Source organism: Streptomyces sp. NPDC001153 (genome assembly GCF_053598315.1).
In genome coordinates this window covers 119,322-139,532 of the sequence record NZ_JBSFJZ010000029.1, presented here as the reverse complement: position 1 = coordinate 139,532, position 20,211 = coordinate 119,322, and the positions used below count along the sequence as shown (strand labels likewise).

The 20,211-nt window shown below is 73.5% G+C and carries 17 protein-coding genes; 11 read left to right on the top strand and 6 right to left on the bottom strand.

Translation table 11 applies throughout. The features are described 5' to 3' along the window. The 4 genes from ACWDEN_RS30010 to ACWDEN_RS29995 all read left to right on the top strand — a co-directional run. A partial coding sequence (locus ACWDEN_RS30010) for an alpha/beta hydrolase (protein WP_450860877.1) occupies positions 1-618 on the top strand: 618 nt, incomplete at its 5' end. A 788-nt stretch (positions 619-1,406) separates the two neighbouring features. Continuing rightward, positions 1,407-2,516, top strand: coding sequence for a ribosome small subunit-dependent GTPase A (rsgA, locus tag ACWDEN_RS30005; protein ID WP_351607338.1), 1,110 nt, complete (start codon positions 1,407-1,409; stop codon positions 2,514-2,516). Between the two features lie 72 nt (positions 2,517-2,588). Then, on the top strand, positions 2,589-4,004 hold the full coding sequence (locus ACWDEN_RS30000) for a DNA-3-methyladenine glycosylase 2 family protein (protein ID WP_450860887.1): 1,416 nt from the start codon (positions 2,589-2,591) through the stop codon (positions 4,002-4,004). Further along, positions 4,001-4,492, top strand: a complete 492-nt coding sequence (locus tag ACWDEN_RS29995) for a methylated-DNA--[protein]-cysteine S-methyltransferase (RefSeq protein WP_450860875.1) — start codon at positions 4,001-4,003, stop codon at positions 4,490-4,492. The genes ACWDEN_RS30000 and ACWDEN_RS29995 overlap by 4 nt, the downstream gene beginning before the upstream one ends. A gap of 53 nt (positions 4,493-4,545) precedes the next feature. Here ACWDEN_RS29995 and ACWDEN_RS29990 read toward each other — a convergent pair whose 3' ends face one another. Then, positions 4,546-4,929, bottom strand: a complete 384-nt coding sequence (locus tag ACWDEN_RS29990; protein WP_351607333.1) for a PPOX class F420-dependent oxidoreductase — start codon at positions 4,927-4,929, stop codon at positions 4,546-4,548. A gap of 171 nt (positions 4,930-5,100) precedes the next feature. On the opposite strand from ACWDEN_RS29990, the gene ACWDEN_RS29985 reads away from it, so the two are divergent. After that, the gene (locus ACWDEN_RS29985; RefSeq protein ID WP_450860873.1) at positions 5,101-6,351 is read left to right on the top strand and encodes an SGNH/GDSL hydrolase family protein; all 1,251 of its coding nucleotides are present in this window, start codon (positions 5,101-5,103) and stop codon (positions 6,349-6,351) included. Positions 6,352-6,460: 109 nt separating this feature from the next. Here ACWDEN_RS29985 and ACWDEN_RS29980 read toward each other — a convergent pair whose 3' ends face one another. Both ACWDEN_RS29980 and ACWDEN_RS29975 read right to left on the bottom strand, forming a co-directional pair. Then, a complete protein-coding gene (locus ACWDEN_RS29980; RefSeq protein ID WP_450860871.1) occupies positions 6,461-6,943 on the bottom strand; it encodes a DUF456 domain-containing protein in 483 nt (160 codons plus the stop codon). Positions 6,944-6,981: 38 nt separating this feature from the next. After that, on the bottom strand, positions 6,982-7,962 hold the full coding sequence (locus tag ACWDEN_RS29975; protein WP_450860869.1) for a helix-turn-helix domain-containing protein: 981 nt from the start codon (positions 7,960-7,962) through the stop codon (positions 6,982-6,984). A 496-nt stretch (positions 7,963-8,458) separates the two neighbouring features. Here ACWDEN_RS29975 and ACWDEN_RS29970 point away from each other — a divergent pair, with 496 nt between their 5' ends. From ACWDEN_RS29970 to ACWDEN_RS29960, 3 genes are all read left to right on the top strand, one after another. Beyond that, entirely contained in the window at positions 8,459-10,075 is a 1,617-nt protein-coding gene (locus ACWDEN_RS29970; RefSeq protein ID WP_450860867.1) for a protein phosphatase 2C domain-containing protein, read from the top strand. Between the two features lie 27 nt (positions 10,076-10,102). Beyond that, positions 10,103-11,845 carry a pyruvate dehydrogenase gene (locus tag ACWDEN_RS29965; RefSeq protein WP_450860865.1) on the top strand — a complete coding sequence of 581 codons (1,743 nt, stop codon included), beginning with the start codon at positions 10,103-10,105 and terminating at the stop codon, positions 11,843-11,845. Positions 11,846-12,143: 298 nt separating this feature from the next. After that, positions 12,144-12,617 (top strand): ATP-binding protein, encoded by a 474-nt coding sequence (locus ACWDEN_RS29960; RefSeq protein WP_450860864.1) that lies wholly within the window; start codon positions 12,144-12,146, stop codon positions 12,615-12,617. 309 nt (positions 12,618-12,926) lie between these two features. On the opposite strand, the gene ACWDEN_RS29955 is transcribed toward ACWDEN_RS29960, so the two are convergent. Then, positions 12,927-13,976 (bottom strand): DUF2637 domain-containing protein, encoded by a 1,050-nt coding sequence (locus ACWDEN_RS29955; RefSeq protein WP_351620130.1) that lies wholly within the window; start codon positions 13,974-13,976, stop codon positions 12,927-12,929. A gap of 429 nt (positions 13,977-14,405) precedes the next feature. On the opposite strand from ACWDEN_RS29955, the gene ACWDEN_RS29950 reads away from it, so the two are divergent. Continuing rightward, entirely contained in the window at positions 14,406-15,209 is an 804-nt protein-coding gene (locus ACWDEN_RS29950; protein WP_450860861.1) for a GntR family transcriptional regulator, read from the top strand. Between the two features lie 548 nt (positions 15,210-15,757). Here ACWDEN_RS29950 and ACWDEN_RS29945 read toward each other — a convergent pair. Together ACWDEN_RS29945 and ACWDEN_RS29940 are read right to left on the bottom strand one after the other, a co-directional pair. Next, positions 15,758-16,525 carry a hypothetical protein gene (locus ACWDEN_RS29945; protein ID WP_351620124.1) on the bottom strand — a complete coding sequence of 256 codons (768 nt, stop codon included), beginning with the start codon at positions 16,523-16,525 and terminating at the stop codon, positions 15,758-15,760. Positions 16,526-16,691: 166 nt separating this feature from the next. After that, on the bottom strand, positions 16,692-18,365 hold the full coding sequence (locus ACWDEN_RS29940; protein ID WP_351620121.1) for a PucR family transcriptional regulator: 1,674 nt from the start codon (positions 18,363-18,365) through the stop codon (positions 16,692-16,694). A gap of 344 nt (positions 18,366-18,709) precedes the next feature. Here ACWDEN_RS29940 and ACWDEN_RS29935 point away from each other — a divergent pair, with 344 nt between their 5' ends. Then, positions 18,710-19,603, top strand: a complete 894-nt coding sequence (locus ACWDEN_RS29935; RefSeq protein ID WP_450860858.1) for an FAD binding domain-containing protein — start codon at positions 18,710-18,712, stop codon at positions 19,601-19,603. Then, positions 19,603-20,211, top strand: a complete 609-nt coding sequence (locus ACWDEN_RS29930) for a (2Fe-2S)-binding protein (RefSeq protein WP_450860856.1) — start codon at positions 19,603-19,605, stop codon at positions 20,209-20,211. Before ACWDEN_RS29935 ends, ACWDEN_RS29930 begins: the two co-directional genes overlap by 1 nt.

The following is a 20,211-nucleotide window of genomic DNA, read 5'->3' as shown; positions in this document are numbered from 1 at the left end:
CACTCCTCCGACACGCTCAACGTGCGTGCGGCCGACATCCGCTTCGTCATCAACCAGCTCGGCGCGATCAGCAAGGGCTCCAACCCGGACGTCGACCACGCCAGGCTCCCCACCGGGCTGTCGCACGCCGTGGACATGTCCCGCATCGGGATGTTCGGCTGGTCGCTGGGCGGCGGGGCGGTCGACACCGCCATGCAGCTCGACCACCGTATCGCCGCCGGCGCCGACCTGGACGGTCAGTTCTTCGGCTCGGCGCCGAGCAAGAACCTGGACCGCCCCTTCATGCTCTTCAGCTCCGGCACCCACAACCGCAACAACGACGGGTCGTGGCGCACGCTGTGGTCGCATCTGAAGGGAGACCGGGTCGACATCCAGCTCCAGGGCTCGGCGCACCTGTCCTTCGGCGACACGGAGGCGATGCTGCCACAGGAGGCAAGCCTGCGCGGGCTCTCCCAGGCCCAGCTCCAGCAGATACTCGGCACGCTCGACCCGAACCGCGCGATCGAGATCCAGCGCGTCTACCTCGCCGCCTTCTTCGACAAGGAACTGCGCCACCAGCACAGCGCCCTGCTCGACGGCCCCGACAAGAAATACCCGGAGATCTCCTTCGTCCGCTGAACGGGACATCCGAAGGGCGGCCCTGCATGCGGGCCCGCCCTTCGGATGTGCTGAACCGCGACCGCTTCCTCCGACGCCTCTCCACTTATCCCATCCGGATCCTGCCGTGCCTGCCCTGCGCGCAGACTTCCCCCTGAGCCCCTCCTGCCACGCCCGTGGGGTGACAGTCCCTGCGGCGCAGCCGAAGCGGCCGGTGGTCGCGTGGCCGGCTTGGGCGAGCTCGGACGCGGCGAGCGAGCGCCCGGTCCGGCCAGTATTCATACCTGTTGCCAGCAATGGCCATACCGGGAATACATTCGCCTCGATGTGCATCTTGCGAAATCGGCGCCGAATGGCCGGGCCCGGCCCGCCGTCAAGCAGTGGTGGGACAACCCTCGGTTCGTGCCCCCGTCGCTCTGCGCCGCGCCGACGCCAGGCAACGGCAGCGGTCCTGGTAGGGCGGCCCGGTCCTGGTGGATGCCGTGCTCGACGACGGCGAGGTAGACGTCGCCTGGCGGGCCGCGGCCCAAACGCGTGCGCACGACCGCGATGGCTCCCCCTCGCCGACCAAAATCGATGGCGCCGGAATGCGGTCGCCCCTAGGGTGAGAACCGCTTCACGCAGTGGCTGTTGGCCGCTGCTGTCGGCTCAGTGAGAAACGGGAGGTGTGACCGATGGCTGTCTCTGTGATGGGCGCTGCCCGCATCCGGAAGTTCATCCACTCCACCTCCGCGGTCTCCGGCTGACCACTCGTCATCCTCTTCGCGCCTGTGAGCGCTGTGCCGGGGCCGCCCTGTGAAGGGTTCCCCTTGAATCTCTCTTCTCTTTCGGCTTCTTCCGCTTCGTCTCACCCCCTGGCTCCGTACGGCTGGGACACAGGCTGGGAAGCGGAGTTCGCTCCCTACGCCGAGCAGGGCCTCCTGCCCGGCCGTGTCGTGCGGGTCGACCGCGGGCAGTGCGACGTCGTCACCGCCGGCGGGACCGTCCGCGCCGACACCGAGTTCGTCGTGCCCCGTGACCCGATGAAGGTCGTGTGCACGGGGGACTGGGTCGCGCTCGACCCCGACGGTGATCCGCGGTACGTCCGCGCGTATCTGCCGCGCCGCACCGCCTTCGTGCGCTCCACCTCCTCCAAGCGGTCCGACGGGCAGATCCTCGCGGCCAACGTCGACCACGCCGTCGTCGCCGTCTCCCTCGCCGTCGAGCTCGACCTCGGCCGCATCGAACGGTTCCTCGCCCTGGCCTGGGAGTCCGGCGCCCAGCCCGTCGTCGTCCTCACCAAGGCCGACCTGGTGGCGGACCCGGTCACCCTCGCCCACCTCGTGCAGGACGTGGAGACGAGTGCGCCCGGCGTGCCGGTGCTCACCGTCAGCGCCCTGCACGGGGACGGGCTCGACGTCCTCGTCGCGCTCGTCGGTTCCGGTACGTCCGTGCTGCTGGGCCAGTCCGGCGCGGGCAAGTCCACGCTGGCCAACGCCCTCGTCGGCGCGGACGTCATGGACGTGCGGGCCGCGCGGGACGTCGACGGCAAGGGCCGGCACACCACGACCACCCGCAACCTGCTCACTCTTCCCTCGGGCGGGGTCCTCATCGACACACCCGGGCTGCGGGGCGTCGGCCTGTACGACGCCGAGAGCGGGGTCGGCCAGGTGTTCGCCGAGATCGAGGAACTGGCCGAGCGGTGCCGCTTCCACGACTGCGCCCACGAGACCGAGCCGGACTGCGCGGTGCGCTCCGCCGTGGAGAACGGGGAACTCGCGGTGCGGAGGCTGGAGAGCTACCGGAAGCTGGTGCGGGAGAACCAGTGGATCGTGGCCAAGACCGATGCGCGGGTCCGTGCGGAGCTCCGGCGGGACTGGAGGAGGAAGGGCGCAGAGGGGAGGGCGGCGATGGAGATCAAGCGGGGGCGCTGGAAGTAGTCCCCCAGGTCAGCGCCATGTCCGATTTCCGCTGGCCCCACGTCCTTCACCCGCCGCACACTGGACCACGTGATGGACGAAGACACCAGGTACGAGGCGGTGCGGAGTCGGGACGGGCGGTTCGACGGCGTCTTCTTCTTCGCCGTCGAGACCACCGGGATCTACTGCCGGCCCAGCTGTCCGGCGGTGACGCCGAAGCGGCACAACGTGCGGTTCTTCGCGACGGCCGCCGCCGCGCAGGGGGCCGGGTTCCGGGCCTGCCGGCGGTGCCGGCCGGACGCCGTGCCGGGGTCCGCGGAGTGGAACGTGCGGGCCGACGTCGTCGGTCGGGCCATGCGGCTGATCGCCGACGGCGTCGTGGACCGCGAGGGCGTCGCCGGGCTCGCCGCGCGGCTCGGCTACAGCGCGCGGCAGGTCCAGCGGCAGCTCACCGCGGAACTCGGCGCCGGGCCCGTGGCGCTCGCCCGCGCCCAGCGGGCGCACACCGCGCGGGTGCTGCTGCAGACCACCGAGCTGCCGGTCACCGAGATCGCGTTCGCGTCCGGGTTCGCCAGCGTGCGGCAGTTCAACGACACCGTCCGGGAGGTGTACGCCTCGACGCCGACCGGGCTGCGGGCCGCCGCCCCCGGGGGCCGGGGTGCCTCCCGGGGCCGGGGTGTCCGCCGGGCCGCCCCCGGCGCCGGGATCCCGCTGCGGCTCGCCTACCGCGGGCCCTACCAGGCCGCCGCCGTCTTCGACCAGCTCGCAGCCGAGGCGGTAACCGGTGTCGAGGAGGTTTCCGGGGCGCCGGGCGGCCGTACCCACCGGCGCACGCTGCGGCTGCCGTACGGCACCGGAATCGTCGCCGTCCAGGAGCGCACCAGGGCGGCGAGGACCGGCACCGGCACCCGTCCGGGTGGCTGGCTCGACGCGCGGCTGCACCTCACCGACCCCCGGGACCTGACCACCGCGGTGCAGCGGCTGCGGCGCCTGTTCGACCTCGACGCCGACCCGTACGCCGTCGACGAGCGGCTCGGCGCCGACCCCCGGCTGGGCCCGCTGGTCACCGCCCGGCCCGGGCTGCGCTCGCCCGGCGCCGTGGACCCGGCGGAGGCCGCCGTCCGCGCCCTGACCGGGAAGGACGGCGCGCGAGAGCTGGTGCGGCGGTACGGCAAGGTGCTCGACGCGCCCTGCGGCAGCCTCACCCATCTCTTCCCCGAGCCGGCCGTCCTCGCCGAGGCCGAGCCGGACGGGCCGCTGGGCGCGCTGGCCGCCGCCCTCGCCGACGGCACCGTACGGCTGGACCCGGGCGCCGACCGGGACGACGCGCAGGACGCCCTGCTCGCTCTGCCCGGGATGGACCCGGCCACCGTCGCCGCCGTACGCGTGCGCGCCCTCGGCGATCCGGACGTCGCCCCGCCCGGTGCGGAGGTGCCGGACGACTGGCGGCCCTGGCGCTCGTACGCCGTCCGGCATCTGCGCGTGGCAGGGGAGTGGAACGAGCGATGACAACCGTTTACTGGACGCGACTCGACGCTCCCGTGGGCCGGTTGCTGCTCACCGCCGACGCGGACGGGGCGCTCACCTCGCTGTCCGTGCCCGGGCAGAAGGGCGGGCGGAGCGTGCAGGACGGCTGGCGGCACGACACCGGGCCGTTCCGGGCCGCCGCCGAGCAGCTCACCGCCTACTTCTCCGGTGAACTCAACGAATTCCGGCTGCCGTTGAGTCCGCACGGCACCGAGTTCCGGCAGCGCGTGTGGGCCGCGCTGGACGAGGTGCCGTACGGCGCCACCGTCACCTACGGGGGGATCGCCGCGCGGATCGGCGCCTCCCGCGCGGCGGTTCGTGCCGTCGGCGGGGCCATCGGCGCCAACCCCCTGCTGATCGTGCGCCCGTGCCACCGGGTCATCGGCGCGAACGGATCGATGACCGGGTACGCGGGCGGAGTCGAACGGAAGGTGTGGCTGCTGACCCTGGAGGGCGCGCTCCCCCGCTAGGCCCCGGCCCGGCGGACTTCGGCGCCTCCTCGGCCCGGCCGGAATCCGCTTGTCTACTCCTCCCCGTGCTCCTCCTCCAGGCCCCAGCTGTGCACCCGGCGGGGATGGATGCGGATCACCTCCTCGCTGAAGTGCGGGCCCAAGTCGTGTGGCCCGACGAGGAGTTCGGCATCGCCGCGGATGTCGACGCCGCGCACACGCCAGGGCCGTACGCTCGCGATGTCGTCCACGACCAGGGCGACCTTCGGGTTCTGCTGCAGATTGCGCCACTTCTTCGTCGTGCCCATCGCGTAGCCGCCGATCAGGATCGTGCCGTCGTCCTGGACGACGAAGCCCACCGGGTTCGCCTGCGGCCGGCCGTGCGGGTCGACGGTGGCCATGCGGCCCAGCCGCTGCGACGCCAGATACGCGCGCTCCGCCTCGCTGAATTCGGTCATGACGGCAGCCAAGCACGCCTGCCCGCTCCGCACATCGGCTGCGCGCCCTAGGGCCGCCGTCCTACGCCCGGTTGCGCCGAGCGGGTGGACCGCCGTCGAGGGTGCGGTGGCCGGGCCCCGCCGTGTGGCACGGTCTGCTCCGACGGGCAACGGGGAAGGGTGGGTGCGGAGATGGCCGGTGCCGGACGGATCCTCACGGTGCTGCTGCTGGCGATGCTGCCGGGCACGAGGGCACCGGCCGTGGCCGAGCCGGCGCCGCCGCCCTGGACGGGCAGCTGGGAGACCGCGCCGTCGGGAACCGCTTCCGCACTGCCCGGCGCCGCGATCCGCAACGTCGTCCACCTCAGCGTCGGCGGTACGGCCGTGCGCATCCGGCTCGGAAACCGTTTCGGCACCGCACCACTGCGGCTCGGTGCGGTCACCGTCGCGCTGCGCCGGGGGACCGGCCCGGACGCGGTGCCCGGCACCCTGCGCACCGCCACCTTCCACGGCGCGACGACGGTCACCGTGCCGCCCGGCCAGGACATGGTCACCGACCCGGTGCCGCTGACCGTCCCGGCCGCCGCCGACCTCCTCGTCACCGTGTACACCCCCGAGGACGGCGGCCCCGCCACCTACCACCAGACCGCCCTGCAGACCAGCTACGTCGCCCCGGACGGCGCGGGCCGGGCCGCCGACGAGGACGGCGCCGCCTACACCACCACCGTCAGCCGCTGGTACTACGTCACCGGCGTCGACGTCCTAGGCACCGCCTCGGGCAGCATCGTCGCGTTCGGCGACTCGCTCACCGACGGAAACGGTTCCACCCCCGACACCAACCACCGCTGGCCCGACCGGCTCGCCGAACGGGTGCGTGCGGACGGGTTCGGCGTTCTCAACGCCGGAATCTCCGGTAACCGTTTGCTTCGCGACGGCACCGGACCGAGTGCCCTCACCCGCCTGGACGCCGACGCCCTGGACCGGGCCGGGGTACGGGTCCTGGTCGTCCTGGAGGGCATCAACGACATCAAGGGCACACCGAAGGCCGACGACGTCACCGCCTACGCCGACGCCTACCGCACCCTCGTCGCCCGCGCCCACGCCCGGGGCATCCCTGTCGTCGGTGTCACCCTCACTCCGTACCGGGGCTTTTCCGCCTACACGGACGCCCGCGAGGCCGTACGGCAGCAGGTGAACGCCTTCATCCGCACCGGCGGCATCTTCGACGCGGTCGCCGACGCCGACGCCGCGCTCCGCGACCCGACGGACCCGGCCCGCCTCCTGCCCGCCTACGACCCCGGCGACCACCTGCACTTCAACGACACCGGCATGGCAGTGGTGGCCGAGACGGTGCGCGCGGCGCTGGGCACGGTGCGGTGCGGTGACGGGCGGTCGTGTCGCGGTGCGGCGACGCCGCCGTCCGCCCTCCACGCGCTGCGGTGACAGCCGTGTCCCGATCTGCCGTCCGTCCCGTCAGTCCCGTCCGTCTCCCGTCCGTCTCGTCAGTCCCATCCGTCCGTCCCGTCCGCCCTCGCCGTGGCCCGGCGATCGCTCAGCCCCACAGCACTGCCCCCAGCCACGCCCCCGCGATCAGCAGGCAGGCGAACAGTTCTGCCAGGATGCTGGAGCCGCCCGAGCGCATCGTCGTGCGGACGGCGGCCATCGCCTCGCCGTGCCGGCCCAGGCGCAGCCGCTCGTGCAGATAGATGCCGGCCACGAAGCCCGGCAGAGCGCCCAGCACCGGCAGCAGCACGAAGCCGAGGAACGCCCCGGCGCCCGCGTACACCCCCATCCGCGGTGTGGCGCCGCTCTGGCGGAGCCGGCGCGGGGGCAGCGCCGTGCGGACCGCGAGCGAGAGCAGCAGCACCGCACCGGCCCCCACCAGCACGGCCCAGCTCAGGGACTGCGGATCCGTCAGCGCCCACCACAGCACCGCGGCCCACACCAGCCACGACCCCGGCACCCCTGGCACCAGTACTCCACACAGGCCGAGCGCGATGACCACACCGACCAGCAGGAGTTCCCACACTCCCATCTGCCCAGAGTGCAGGAGAAGGCGGGCGAGGGCACTGCCTACGAACGCGTGACCCAGCCCCGCTCGTACGCGTGCCAGCCCAGCTGCAGCCGGGTCGTCACCCCGGCCAGCTCCATCAGCCGCCGCACCCGGCGCTGCACGGTCCTCAGGCCCAGGTCGAGCTGCTTGGCCACGCTCGCGTCGGTGAGCCCGGCCAGCAGCAGCGACAGCACCTCGAGATCGGTGGCGTCGGGGCCGTCCGGCCGCTCCTCGACCACCCCCGAGGCGCCCAGGCGCAGCGGCAGCGCTTCCCGCCACACCGACTCGAACAGCCCGGCCAACAGCTCCAGCAGCCCGCTGGCGTGCACCACCAGCGCGGCCGGCTCCGCCGTGCGGGAGGTCAGCGGCACCATGGCGAGCGAACGGTCCGCGATCACCAGCTTCGTCGGCACCCGGTCCACCGCCCGCACCCGCTCGTCCCGGCCCAGCGCCGCCGTCAGCTCGGCCAGCCCGTGCGGCAGCTCCAGCACCGCGCGCTCCACCACCACCCGGTAGCGCACCCCGCGCCCGGCCGCCTGCGCCTCCGCCTCGTTCTCCACGCCGGACACGACCACCGGATTGCCGGTCACCAGCGCGCACACCTCCTCGGCCGCCCCCAGCTGCAGCTGGAGAAAGCGCTGGGCGACCGCCGAGGCACCGGTCACCACCTCCACCAGGTCGTGCACCGCAGGCTCGGCCGCCGCCGCCCGGTACTCCTCCGCGAGCAGCGCCGCCGCCAGCTCGGCCTTCTCCAGCTCGTGCCGGTGCTGCGTGAGCAGCGCGCCCAGCGCGACCCCGGGCGGCGCCGCCACCCAGCGGCCCGGCCGGGCCGGGGACTGGGCGGCGAGCCCCTGCCGCTCCAGCCGGCGCAGCGCCCGCTCGGCGTCCGGCTCGGACAGCGTCAGGCGCCGCGCCAGATCGGTCACGTCGGCCGCGCCCACGGACACCAGCGCCCGGTACGCCGCCTCGTGTGTGTCGTCCAGCCCTATCGCCGCCAGCATCGGCCCACGTCCCTCCCCTGGAACCGGCCTGGAACCCAGGCCCGCAACCCGCCACCGACAAGCCGTCACGACGGGCCCGGCCTGGCGGAAACCGGCCACGGCGCAAACCCGCCGCGGAACATCATCGCCGTACCGGAGGTGGGTCTGCCAAGGTGGCAGCACCGCGGGGCGCGGGCGGCGCGCTCGATTCACAGCCGCGTCCCAGGAAACCAAGCCACAATCCCGCCATCCGACCGGTGCCCTGCCGCGGCCCGGTTCTCCGGAGCGTGGCCCGGGCCCGGACGTGTGCGAGCCATGCGAAGGGGATCCGGGGCCGGGCCACTTGGGACGTCGCCGGGCGGTCCTCCCGTGGGGGGTGGGGCCGCCCGGCGGCCATCTGCCCTCTCTCGTACGGCTGTTCACTCCTTCACCCGACACGCCGTACGGCGCGGCCGGGTGCACCGGATTTTCCCGATGCTCCGTTTTCATACGGCCCGTGCGGTGGACAATCAGGGGCATGAGCCAGCAGGGGGGAAGGCCCGCCCGTCCTGAGGACGACTGGTGGGGACAGCTGTACGACGACTCCACCGAGGACACGGGACCAACGGCCGCGCCCGACACCCTGGACGACCGCTTCGCCTCCGCGAAGTACACGGTGACGGACCTGCCGTTCCCGGCACCGCGCAGGTGGAATGCCGACGGCGCGGCACGCGGAGACGACGGCGGGGCGGGCGGCAGGGAGTCCCCGGAGCCCGCGGTGCCGTCGCAACGCGCGGCCCAGGACCCCGCCGCCGTTACCCCGGCTGCCGAGGAGCCCCCCGCGGTTCCTCCCCCCGCGCCGCCCCGCCAGGGGTCCCCCTGGGAGCCTCCTCCGGCCGCACCCCCGACCCCGTCGACGCTGTCCCCGGCCGCCGGCCACACGGAACCGACCCCGACACCGACCGCACCCACCGACCGACCCCTCTCCCCACCGAAGACACCGTCACCCGCCCGCCCGGACCAGCCCCCACCCCCACCACCCGCGCCGTTCCCCGATCCGCAAATCCCGCCGACGCCCCCCGACCCGCAGCTCCCGGACGTGCATGCCGCCGCGGCGGGCGTCGGCGGTCGGGCCGTCGAGGCTGCCGTCGCCTCGCCCGTGCCCCCGCCCCCCTCCGCCGTCGACTACGTCGGCTCCGGTCCGCCCACCTACGACCCCGAGCCCACCGCGCTGCCGGCCGTCGATCCGGACGGGCTGGGGGAGTTGGTCGCGGACACGGTGCTGGACGGTGCGCGGTACGGGGCGTGCACCCTGCGGGCGGTGTCGATGCGCGGGGACTCGGCGCGGTACCGGGGCGAGCCGCGCCGGGACTCGCTGCTCACCGCCCGGTTCGGGACGGGGCGGCAGGCGCTGGTGCTCGTCGCGATGGCGACCGGGGTGCGGGGCGCACCGGGTGCGCATCTGGCGGCGGCCGAGGCGTGCCGGTGGATCGGGCGGGCCGTGGGCCGCAGTCATCAGCGGCTCGTGGAGGACATCCGGGCGGCCCGGCGCGGCGACCTGAAGTCGGGGCTGCACCGGCTGACCGACCGCAGCCTCGGCATGCTCCGCGCGAGCGCCGCCGAACAGGGAGTCGACCCGGAGGAGTACTCGGCGAGCCTGCGTTGTCTGCTGGTGTCCGCCGACCCCGACTGCCGTACGCGCGTGTTCTTCGGCGTCGGCGACGGCGGCCTGTTCCGGCTGCGGGACGGCGCGTGGCAGGACATCGAGCCGGAGGCGTCACCGGCCGACACCGCCGGCGGCTCGGTCGTGGGTTTCGGCTCCCCGGCGAAAACGTTTGCCGAAACCCCCGATGGCGACCGGCTCACCATGGACTTCGGTATCCCGACCCCGCCGAGCCCGTACGAACCGGCGCCCGAGCCGCCCCGCGAGCCGTTCCGGTTCCGCGCCTCGGTGGCCCGCCCGGGTGATGCCCTGGTGATGTGCACCGCGGGTCTGGCCGATCCGCTGCGCGGCGAGGCCGCCCTCTGCGCCTACCTGGCTCGCCGCTGGTCCGGCCGGACCCCGCCCGGGCTCGCCGCGTTCCTCGCCGACGCCCAGGTTCGGGTGAAGGGTTACGCCGACGACCGTACGGCGGCGGCCGTGTGGGAGGCGTAACCGTTTCCCCTGTGCATCCATGGGTGCATGGCCAAACAGAACGTAGCGGAGCAGTTCGTCGACATCCTCGTCCGCGCCGGAGTGCGACGCCTCTACGGCGTGGTCGGGGACAGTCTCAACCCGGTGGTGGACGCCGTCCGCCGCAACGCCGCCATCGACTGGATCCACGTACGCCACGAGGAGACCGCCGCCTTCGCGGCCGGCGCCGAGGCGCAGATCACCGGGAAGCTGGCGGCCTGCGCCGGCTCCTGCGGCCCGGGCAACCTGCACCTGATCAACGGCTTGTACGACGCGCACCGCTCCATGGCCCCGGTGCTCGCGCTCGCCTCCCACATCCCGTCCAGCGAGATCGGCCTCGGCTACTTCCAGGAGACCCACCCCGACCGGCTCTTCCAGGAGTGCAGCCACTACAGCGAGCTGATCTCCAGCCCGAAGCAGATGCCCCGGCTGCTGCAGACCGCCATCCAGCACGCGGTCGGGCGGAGCGGGGTGAGCGTGGTCGCGCTGCCCGGCGACATCGCCGCCCAGCCGGCCCCGGAGAAGGCCGCGCAGAGCGCCCTCGTCGCCTCCCGGCCGACGGTCCGGCCCGGCGACGCCGAGATCGACGCGCTGGTGGAGATGATCGACGCGGCGGACCGGGTAACCCTTTTCTGCGGCAGCGGCACGGCGGGCGCGCACGCGGAGGTCATGGAGTTCGCCGGGAAGATCAAGTCTCCGGTGGGACACGCGCTGCGGGGCAAGGAGTTCATCCAGTACGACAACCCGTACGACGTCGGTATGAGCGGGCTGCTCGGCTACGGCGCCGCCTACGAGGCCACCCACGAGTGCGACCTGCTGATCCTGCTCGGCACCGATTTCCCGTACAACGCCTTCCTCCCCGACGACGTGCGGATCGCGCAGGTCGACGTGCGGCCCGAGGTGCTCGGCCGCCGCTCCCGCCTCGACCTCGCCGTGTGGGGCGAGGTGCGCGAGACGCTGAGCTGCCTGATCCCTCGGGTGCGGGAGAAGACCGACCGGCGCTTCCTCGACCGGATGCTGAAGAAGCACGCCGACGCGCTGGAGGGCGTGGTCCGGGCCTACACCCGCAAGGTGGACAAGCACGTCCCGATCCACCCCGAGTACGTGGCCGCCGTCCTCGACGAAGTCGCCGACGGCGAAGCGGTGTTCACCGTCGACACCGGGATGTGCAATGTGTGGGCCGCGCGGTACCTCTCGCCCAACGGACGGCGCAGGATCATCGGTTCGTTCTCGCACGGGTCGATGGCGAACGCGCTGCCCATGGCGATCGGCGCCCAGTTCACCGATCGGCGCCGGCAGGTGGTCTCCGTGTCCGGCGACGGCGGCTTCTCCATGCTGATGGGCGACTTCCTGACCCTCGTGCAGTACGAGCTGCCCGTCAAGGTCGTGCTGTTCAACAACTCCTCCCTGGGCATGGTCGAACTGGAGATGCTGGTCTCCGGGCTGCCCTCCTACGGCACCACCAACACCAACCCCGACTTCGCCGCCGTCGCCCGCGCCTGCGGTGCCCACGGGATCCGGGTGGAGAAGCCCAAGCAGCTCGCCGGCGCGCTCAAGGACGCCTTCCGGCACAAGGGACCGGCCCTGGTGGACATCGTCACCGACCCCAACGCCCTGTCCATCCCGCCGAAGATCAGCGCCGAGATGGTCACCGGGTTCGCGCTGTCCGCCTCCAAGATCGTGCTGGACGGCGGCGTGGGCCGCATGCTCCAGATGGCCCGCTCCAACCTGCGCAACGTGCCGCGCCCCTGAGGGGGACAGCAGGGAGTGGATTTCGGCCACTTTCACGGCGTGTGACGGCGTGCCGACGGCCGGTGCCGGGCGCATCTGCCCGGCCGTCCCGGGGCGTCCGTGGCGCCCAGGGCCCTGAGGGGAGGCGGCCACCCGGGTGCGGCGCGGCCCGGTGGCCGGCCCGGGCGCCGTACGGCGGTGGCCGAACCGCCGGTCATCGGGCATGCGTGATGACTGCCTGTGTGCGTGCTGGGCAAGCATCCCCCGTGAACGTGTTCGACCAGGAGGGGCAGGGTCCAGCGGCGTGCGGGCGGGGGTCATGAAGAGTCAGGCACGAGGGGGCGGTCCCGCGGTCGTCGGGGGCTCCTCGGCGGCGACGGGGGAAGAGGCCGGCACCATCACGGGGCGCGCGCACCGGATCCGGCGCAGGCTGGGGCGGGCGGATCTCAAGGCGGTGCCCGAGGCCCGCCGGGAGGTGCGCGAACTGCTGCGGCACTGGGGGAAACCGGGCCGTTCGGAGATCGCCGAACTGCTCACCAGCGAACTGGTCACCAACGCGCTCGTCCACACCGACGACGACGCGGTCCTCACGGCGGTCGTGGAGCCGGGGGGACTGCGCGTGGAGGTACGGGACTTCGTGGCCCGCAGACCGGAGCTGAGAGGCCCGGACTCGGACGACGACACCCATGGGCGGGGGCTGATGCTGGTGCAGTCCCTCGCGGACGCCTGGGGTGTGCGGCCGCACGGGGTGGGCAAGTCGGTGTGGTTCGAACTGGGCGCCGAGGCCGCGTGACGCTCCGCGGGACGCGGGTTCACCGAGTGCGGGTCCGTTGCGGCTGGTCGCGCAGTTCTCCGCGCCCCTCGGGAGGTTGCACTTCCGTCGGTTTCGACGCGCCCCGTCCCTGTGGGCTGCCGTCGAGGCGGCGCGGTCGCCTGACAGGGGACGGGCCGCGGCACGGGCCGGGCGGGTGGCGGCCTGGGCGGACGGGCCGGGCGGGTGGCGGCCTGGGCGGACGGGCCGTGTGGGAAACGGGCCGTGTGGGAAACGGGCCGGGGGCGTGACCCGTGCGGTCACGCCCCCGGCCCGTCATGAGCGGTGGTCCTAGCCGAACTGCTGCTCCAGGTCCTTCAGCTTGCGCTCCAGGGAGTCGAGCCGCGGCAGGGCCATGGTGTCGTCCTCGGCGGTGAGGTCGACGGTCACCTGCTCAGCGGACCCGCTGCGGACCGGCTGCAGGGAGGGACGGGCGCGTACGGGCAGCTGTTCCGCGGTCGATATGGCAGGCTCCGCGGTCGCCTGGGCGGGGCCGCGCTCCACGGCCTGCACCTCCACCTCGACCTGCCGCCCGCCCCGGCTGACGAAGCCGCGGTGGCCCCGGCTGATCGCCTTCAGCTGGGCGCGCTCGATCCGCTGCTGGTCGCGCCGGCGCTGCCGCGTCTCCTCCTTCTGGCGCCTGTCGTCGCGGACCTCCTCGACCGCCTCGTCCAGGCTGCGCACGCCCTCCAGGAGCATCAGCGACCAGGCCCTGTAGGTCTCACGGGGGGCGCGCAGCCAGCGCACGATACGGATCTGCGGCAGCGGACGAGGCACCAGGCCCTGCTCGCGCAGCGCGGCCCGGCGGGTCTGCTTCAGCGCCCGGTCGAACAGGACGGCCGCCGACAGCGACATACCGGAGAAGAACTGCGGCGCGCCCGCGTGGCCGGCGCCCCGGGGCGCGTGCACCCAGTTGAACCAGGCCGCCGCCGCGGCGAACATCCACACGAGGATCCGGGAGCCGAGGGCCGCGTCACCGTGGCTGGCCTCGCGCACCGCGAGGACGGAGCAGAACATCGCGGCGCCGTCCAGGCCGAACGGCACCAGGTACTGCCAGCCGCCGGTCAGCCCCAGGTTCTGTTCGCCGAAGCCGACGAGGCCGTGGAAGGACAGGGCGGCCGCGACCGCCGCACAGCAGAACAGGAGCACGTAGGAGGCCGTGCCGTAGATGGCCTCCTTGCGTCTGCGGCGCTCCTCGCTGCGCTCCCAGGAGTCGTCCGCGCTCGCGTTCTCCCCGGAGGAGCGCTTGCCGCGCGCGAGCACCGCCACCGCCGCCAGCATTCCCAGGAGCAGTACGGCGCCCGGAAGCAGCCAGTTCAGCGATATGTCGGTCAGTCTCATCAGGGGTCCCTTGCATTGGGATAGGGCGTAACGCCCGCCATAGTGGCCCACTCCCGAGGGCCCTCAGGGGGTTTCGGGGCAAGAGGCCGCCAAGGAAGTGCAAGGGGATGCCCAGGACGGCGTTCTGCTCGAACTGCCGCTTGAGGGGCGGGAGTTGAGTTCGAATAAGACTACCCGCACGGGCGGTTCCCGGGAAAGTTCCCGTAGCGTGTGGGGGAGTTGTGAATCGACTGTCCGATGATCTTAGTGGACCCGGGCCGGTGTCGTTTCACCGTCGGTCCTTGATCGCGGGCCGAATTACATAGGTAAGGCTAACCTTATCGGTTCTGTGTGAATTTGAACTGGCGCCCCGGGCGCCTAAGGTGCTTGACGGACAGGTGACAACCTGCCGTTAATGACCCAAGTACCGACAAGCCGCCAGGAGGGACCGTGAAGCAGACCGCGCAGGCCTCCGCCGGGGCGGGGGCACCGGAGCGCGCGACGCCGCCCGGTGACGTCCGGGTGCCGCCGCAGCCGCGCGCGGCCGACGCCCCGGACGGCTTCCGTGCGCGGGACACCGCCGTGCCCGCCGCGCGCGGGGAGCACACGCACAGTGAGCGGCCGATTCCCCAGCCGCGGCCGGCGGTGCAGCGCTCCTCGGTGCGCGGGCAGATCCTGGACGCGCTGCGCACGGCGCTGGTGACCGGGGAGCTGAAGCCGGGCGAGGTCTACTCGGCTCCGGTGCTCGGCGAGCGGTTCGGCGTCTCGGCCACGCCCGTGCGGGAGGCCATGCAGCAGCTCGCCCTGGAGGGCGCGGTCGAGGTCGTGCCCAACCGCGGGTTCCGGGTGGTCGAGCGGGGAGCGCGGGAACTCGCCGAGCTGGCGGAGGTGCGGGCGCTCATCGAGGTGCCGGTGCTGCTGCGGCTGGCCCGGACCGTGCCGGGTGAGCGGTGGGCCGAACTGCGTCCGCTCGCGGAGGAGACGGTACGCGCGGCGGCCTCCGGCTGCCCGGCGACGTACGGGGAGTCCGACCGCGCCTTCCACCGCGCCCTGCTCGCCCTGTCGGGCAACGAGCAGCTGGTCGGCATCGCGTCCGATCTGCACCGGCGCTCGCAGTGGCCGCCGGTCCGGCGCGGCCCGGCGTATCTGGTGGCGGACGCGACCGAGCACATGGCTCTGCTGGACGCGCTGATCGCCGGGGACGTGGATGTGGTGCGGGGGCTGGTCGCGCAGCACTTCGCGGGTGTGGGCTGAGGAGGCCGGACAGGGCGCGTCGGGGTCCGGGCCGTCTTCCGGGCGCGGGTCCGTCGTGGCTGGTCGCGCCCACGCGGCGGAGCCGCACACCGGCACGGCCCCGCGCCCTTTGCGGGGCGTACCCGCACCCGGCATCGAGCCCGCTCCCACTCTCCCTTACGCCGTGGCCGCCCCCGGTACCGGCGGAGCCGCACGCCGGCACGGCCCCGCGCCCTTTGCGGGGCGTACCCGCGCCCGGCATCGAGTCCGCCCCCGCTCTTCCCTGCGCCGTGGCCGCCCCCGGTGCCGGCGGAGCCAACTGCGGCGGAGCCGCACACCGGCACGGCCCCGCGCCCTTTGCGGGGCGTACCCGCGCCCGGCATCGAGCCCGCCCCCGCTCTCCCCTGCGCCGTGGCCGCCCCCGGTGCCGGCGGAGACGACTGCGGCGGAGCCGCACGCCGGCACGGCCCCGCGCCCTTTTCGGGGCGTATCCGCGCCCGGCATCGAGCCCGCCCCCACTCTCCCTTACGCCGTGGCCGCACCCGGCATCGAGCTCGCCCCACTTTCCCCTACGCCGTGGCCGCCCCCGGCGTCGGCGGAGACAACTGCCGTGCCAGCCATGTCGGTACACCCCCGAGCAGCCGGAACAACCGCCGGGCCTCCTCCCGCAACCGCGAGGCCTCCGGCTCGGATTCCGCGTCGGCCAGTGAAGCCAGCGCGGGCGCGGTGCCCACCAGGTAGCCCAACTCCTCGCGGATCCGCAGCGATTCGGCGAAGCCATGCCGTGCCTCGGTCAACTCGCCGTCGCGCAGGGCGAGTCCGGCGAGATGCCGCCAGGTGAAGGACAGCAACAGCGGATCCGCGTGCGCGGTGGCGCCCGCGTGCGCCCGGCGGTACGCGGCGCGGGCCGCCTGCGGGGACCGGGTCAGGTTCTCCGCGATCAGGCCCCGGCGGAAGTCCAGCAGGGCCCGGCCCGGCGCCCCCGGAGGGATCAGCGCCGCCCCTCGCCCCAGCGCGGCCCGCGCCTCGTCCGCGCGGTCCCGGACGCCGTGCAGCGTTGCCGTGTAGGCGAGTTGGCCGCGCTCGCAGGCGGCGGCCCCCCGCTCCTCGTCGGTGTGCGCGAGCGCCTCCGCCGTCCGCAGGGCGTCCTCCGCGTCCTCCCAGCCCCGCTCGGTGTACAGACAGCGTTCGACCAGCAGCGCGGCCCGCTGCAGGGCCGCTGCGGCGGTGTCCCGCGGCAGCAGGGCCGCCGCGTCCGCCCAGCAGGCCCGCGAGCGCAACCGCCATACCGCGGTCTGGAGCGGATCGTCACCGGCGGTCGTTCCGTTACCAGACATGGCGGTATGCGCCACGTTGCCCTCCCCGAGCACGCCATCGAGCTGTTGAGTGGTGGCGGCATTCCAGCACCAATCGCCGGGCCGGGCCAAGAGGGTGGGTGAAAGATTTCACAAAGTCGTGGGGCGCGGGCGTGACCGGGCGTGGCCGCCGCACGCCCCGGCGACCTCAGCTCATGCGCAGGGCGAGGAAGAAGTCGAGCTTGTCCTCCAGGCGCGACAGGTCCCGTCCCGTCAACTGCTCGATCCGGCCGACCCGGTAGCGCAGTGTGTTGACGTGCAGGTGGAGCCGGGTGGCGCAGCGGGTCCAGGAGCCGTCGCAGTCCAGGAACGCCTCCAGGGTGGGGATCAGCTCGGCCCGGTGGCGGCGGTCGTAGTCCGTCAGCGGGTCCAGCAGGCGGGCCGTGAAGGCGCGGCGGACGTCGTCCGGGACGAAGGGGAGCAGCAGGACGTGCGAGGCCAGCTCCTGGTGCCCCGCCGCGCAGACCCGGCCCGGGCGGGCGGCCGCCACCCGGCGGGCGTGCCGGGCCTCCTCCAGGGCGCCGCGCAGGCCCTCCGCGGAGTGCACGGCCGCGCTGACGCCGAGGGTGAGCCGCCCGTCGTCGTTCAGGCCCGCCGAGAGCGTCTCCCGCACCGACTGCAGCAGGGAGTCGGCCAGCAGCCCGGTCTCCGAGCCGTCGTGCTCGGCGGAGACCGCCGGGAGCGGCACCAGGGCGATCGCCTCGTCGCCGGTGTGGGCGACGGCGATCCGGTCGGACGGCTCCGGGCCGGTCGACTGCGGGTCGACCAGCACCTCCTCCAGGAGGGACTGGGCGACCGGGCCGCCCTCGACCCCGTCGCCCTCCCACTCCACGCGGGCCACCACGACCTGCCAGTGCGGGGCCGTGCCGAGCCCGGGCAGCAGCACCGGGGCGGCCACCCGCAGGCGGGCCGCGATCTCGGCCGGTGCGGCACCCGTCTGGACCAGCTCCAGGACCTCCTGGGCGAGCCGGCGCCGCACCGTGCGCGCCGCGTCCCGGCGGTCCCGCTCGACCGAGATCAGCTGGGTGACGCCCTGCAGCAGGTCCAGCCGCTCCTCGGGCCAGTCGCCCGCGTCCGCCTCGACGGCCAGCAGCCAGTCCGACAGCACCGTCTCGCGGACATCGCGGGCGGCCTGCGGGGAGCGGCCGGAGGAGCGGATCGGGAAGAGGGAGTAGGTGGCTCCGCCGAGCAGGACGCGGTGCGGGCCGCGGCGGCCGGTGCGGGTGGCGGCCAGGTGCTCGGCGGCGAGTCTGGCGCAGGTCTCGGCGGGCAGCGCCGGGCCCCCGACCTTGGAGCCGGCGATCAGCCGGCCGGTCGGGGCGAGCACCCAGGCGCGCAGGTCCAGGTCGGTGCCGAGCAGGTCCAGGACCACGTCCGGGCCGCCGCCCGCCGGGCCCGAGGTCATCATCCGCCGGTGCCGGTCCACCACGGCCGCCAGGTCCCCGGCGCGCTCGCCGGAGACCTGCCGTACGACGTGCTCGGTGATCGTGGCGAAGGCCACCGACTCGTGCACCGCGAACAACGGCAGCCGGTGCCTGGCGCAGGCGAGCACCAGGTCGTCCGGGATGTCGCCCAGCTCCGCCTCGCCGGCGGCGAGCGCCGCCACCCCGGCCTGCACCAGGATCCGTACGAACGGCTCGGAGTCGGTGGCGTCCTTGCGCCAGGCGAGGCCGGTCAGCACCAGCTCGCCCCCGGAGAGATAGCGGCTCGGGTCGCGCAGGTCCGTGGTCATGACCCCGCGTACCGAACGGTCCAGCTCGTCCTCGCCGCCGAGCAGCCGCAGGCCCAGCGCATCAGTGTCCAAAAGTGCGCGCAGCCGCATCTCGTCGCCGCCGTTCTTTGTCTCGAAACCTACGATGGATCTTGGAGGGTGACGGGGTGGTCACCCGGAACCCGACGCCCGGGGACGCATTCGGCGGTCCTCCTGCTGTTTCCTGCGTTTCTCCAGGAAAACCGAGAGGTTGCCGATGTCCTCCGTTCATACGAATCTACAAGATGCTCGCCGTGGCCAGCGAACTCCTTCATGGTTTCGGTGACTGACCCCGCTGGAGTGGGGGGCGGTGTACTGAGTCCACTCCGCGTTAACAGCACATGAACGAGCCGCGCACGCCGCAGACGGATTGGCTCAATCTGAACGACCCATTGAGACGAAGAAGAGAGCCGGTCATGGACTTCCTTCGCCCTGCCAGCTGGGAGGAGGCGCTCGCCGCGAAGGCCGAGCACCCTACCGCTGTGCCGATCGCGGGTGGCACCGATGTGATGGTCGAGATCAACTTCGACCACCGCCGGCCCGAGTATCTGCTCGACCTGAACCGCATCGGTGACCTCTACGAGTGGGAGGTCGGCGAGGAAAGCGTACGGCTGGGTGCCTCCGTGCCGTACACCAAGATCATGGAGAGCCTCCGCGCGGAGCTGCCGGGTCTCGCGCTCGCCTCGCACACCGTCGCCTCCCCGCAGATCCGCAACCGCGGCGGCGTCGGCGGCAACCTCGGCACGGCCTCGCCCGCCGGTGACGCCCACCCCGCGCTGCTCGCGGCCGGCGCCGAGGTCGAGGTGGAGTCGGCGGCCCGTGGCACCCGTCTCATCCCGATCGACGAGTTCTACACCGGCGTCAAGCGCAACGCGCTCCAGCCCGACGAGCTGATCCGCGCCGTCCACGTCAGGAAGGCCGACGGACCGCAGCAGTACTCCAAGGTCGGCACCCGCAACGCCATGGTCATCGCCGTGTGCGCCTTCGGCCTCGCCCTGCACCCCGAGACCCGTACGGTCCGGACCGGCATCGGCTCGGCCGCGCCCACGCCCGTACGGGCCAGGACCGCCGAGGAGTTCCTGAACGCGGCGCTCGAAGAGGGCGGCTTCTGGGACAACGGAAAGATCATCACCCCGTCGGTCGCCAAGCAGTTCGCCGACCTGTGCTCGGCCGCCTGCAACCCGATCGACGACGTCCGGGGCACGGCGAGCTACCGCCGCCACGCGGTCGGCGTGATGGCCCGCCGGACGCTCACCTGGACCTGGGAGTCGTACCGCGGCGCCCGCCGCACCTCGGAGGGAGCTGCGTAATGCGCGTCAACTTCACCGTCAACGGACGTCCGCAGGAGGCCGACGACGTCTGGGAGGGCGAGTCCCTGCTGTACGTCCTGCGTGAGCGCCTCGGCCTGCCGGGCTCGAAGAACGCCTGCGAGCAGGGCGAGTGCGGCTCCTGCACCGTGCGCCTGGACGGCGTGCCGGTCTGTTCCTGCCTGGTCGCGGCCGGCCAGGTCGAGGGCCGCGACGTGGTGACCGTCGAGGGCCTGGCGGACTACGCCAAGCAGCGCGCCGAGGGCGGCTGCGCGTCCGGCGCCTGTGGGACGACCCTGCAGGACGCCCAGCCGGTGGTCCCCCCGGGCGAAGCCTGGGGGAGGAAGGCCACGGGCACCGACTCGCAGACCGGCGAGGGCGGCGAACTCTCCGCGATCCAGCAGGCGTTCATCGACGCGGGCGCCGTCCAGTGCGGCTTCTGCACCCCGGGTCTGCTCGTCGCCTCCGACGAACTCCTGGAGCGCAACCCGAACCCGTCCGACGCGGACATCCGCGAGGCGCTGTCGGGCAACCTGTGCCGCTGCACGGGTTACGAGAAGATCATGGACGCGGTCCGCCTGGCGGCCGCCCGCCAGTCCGAGGGGGTCTGA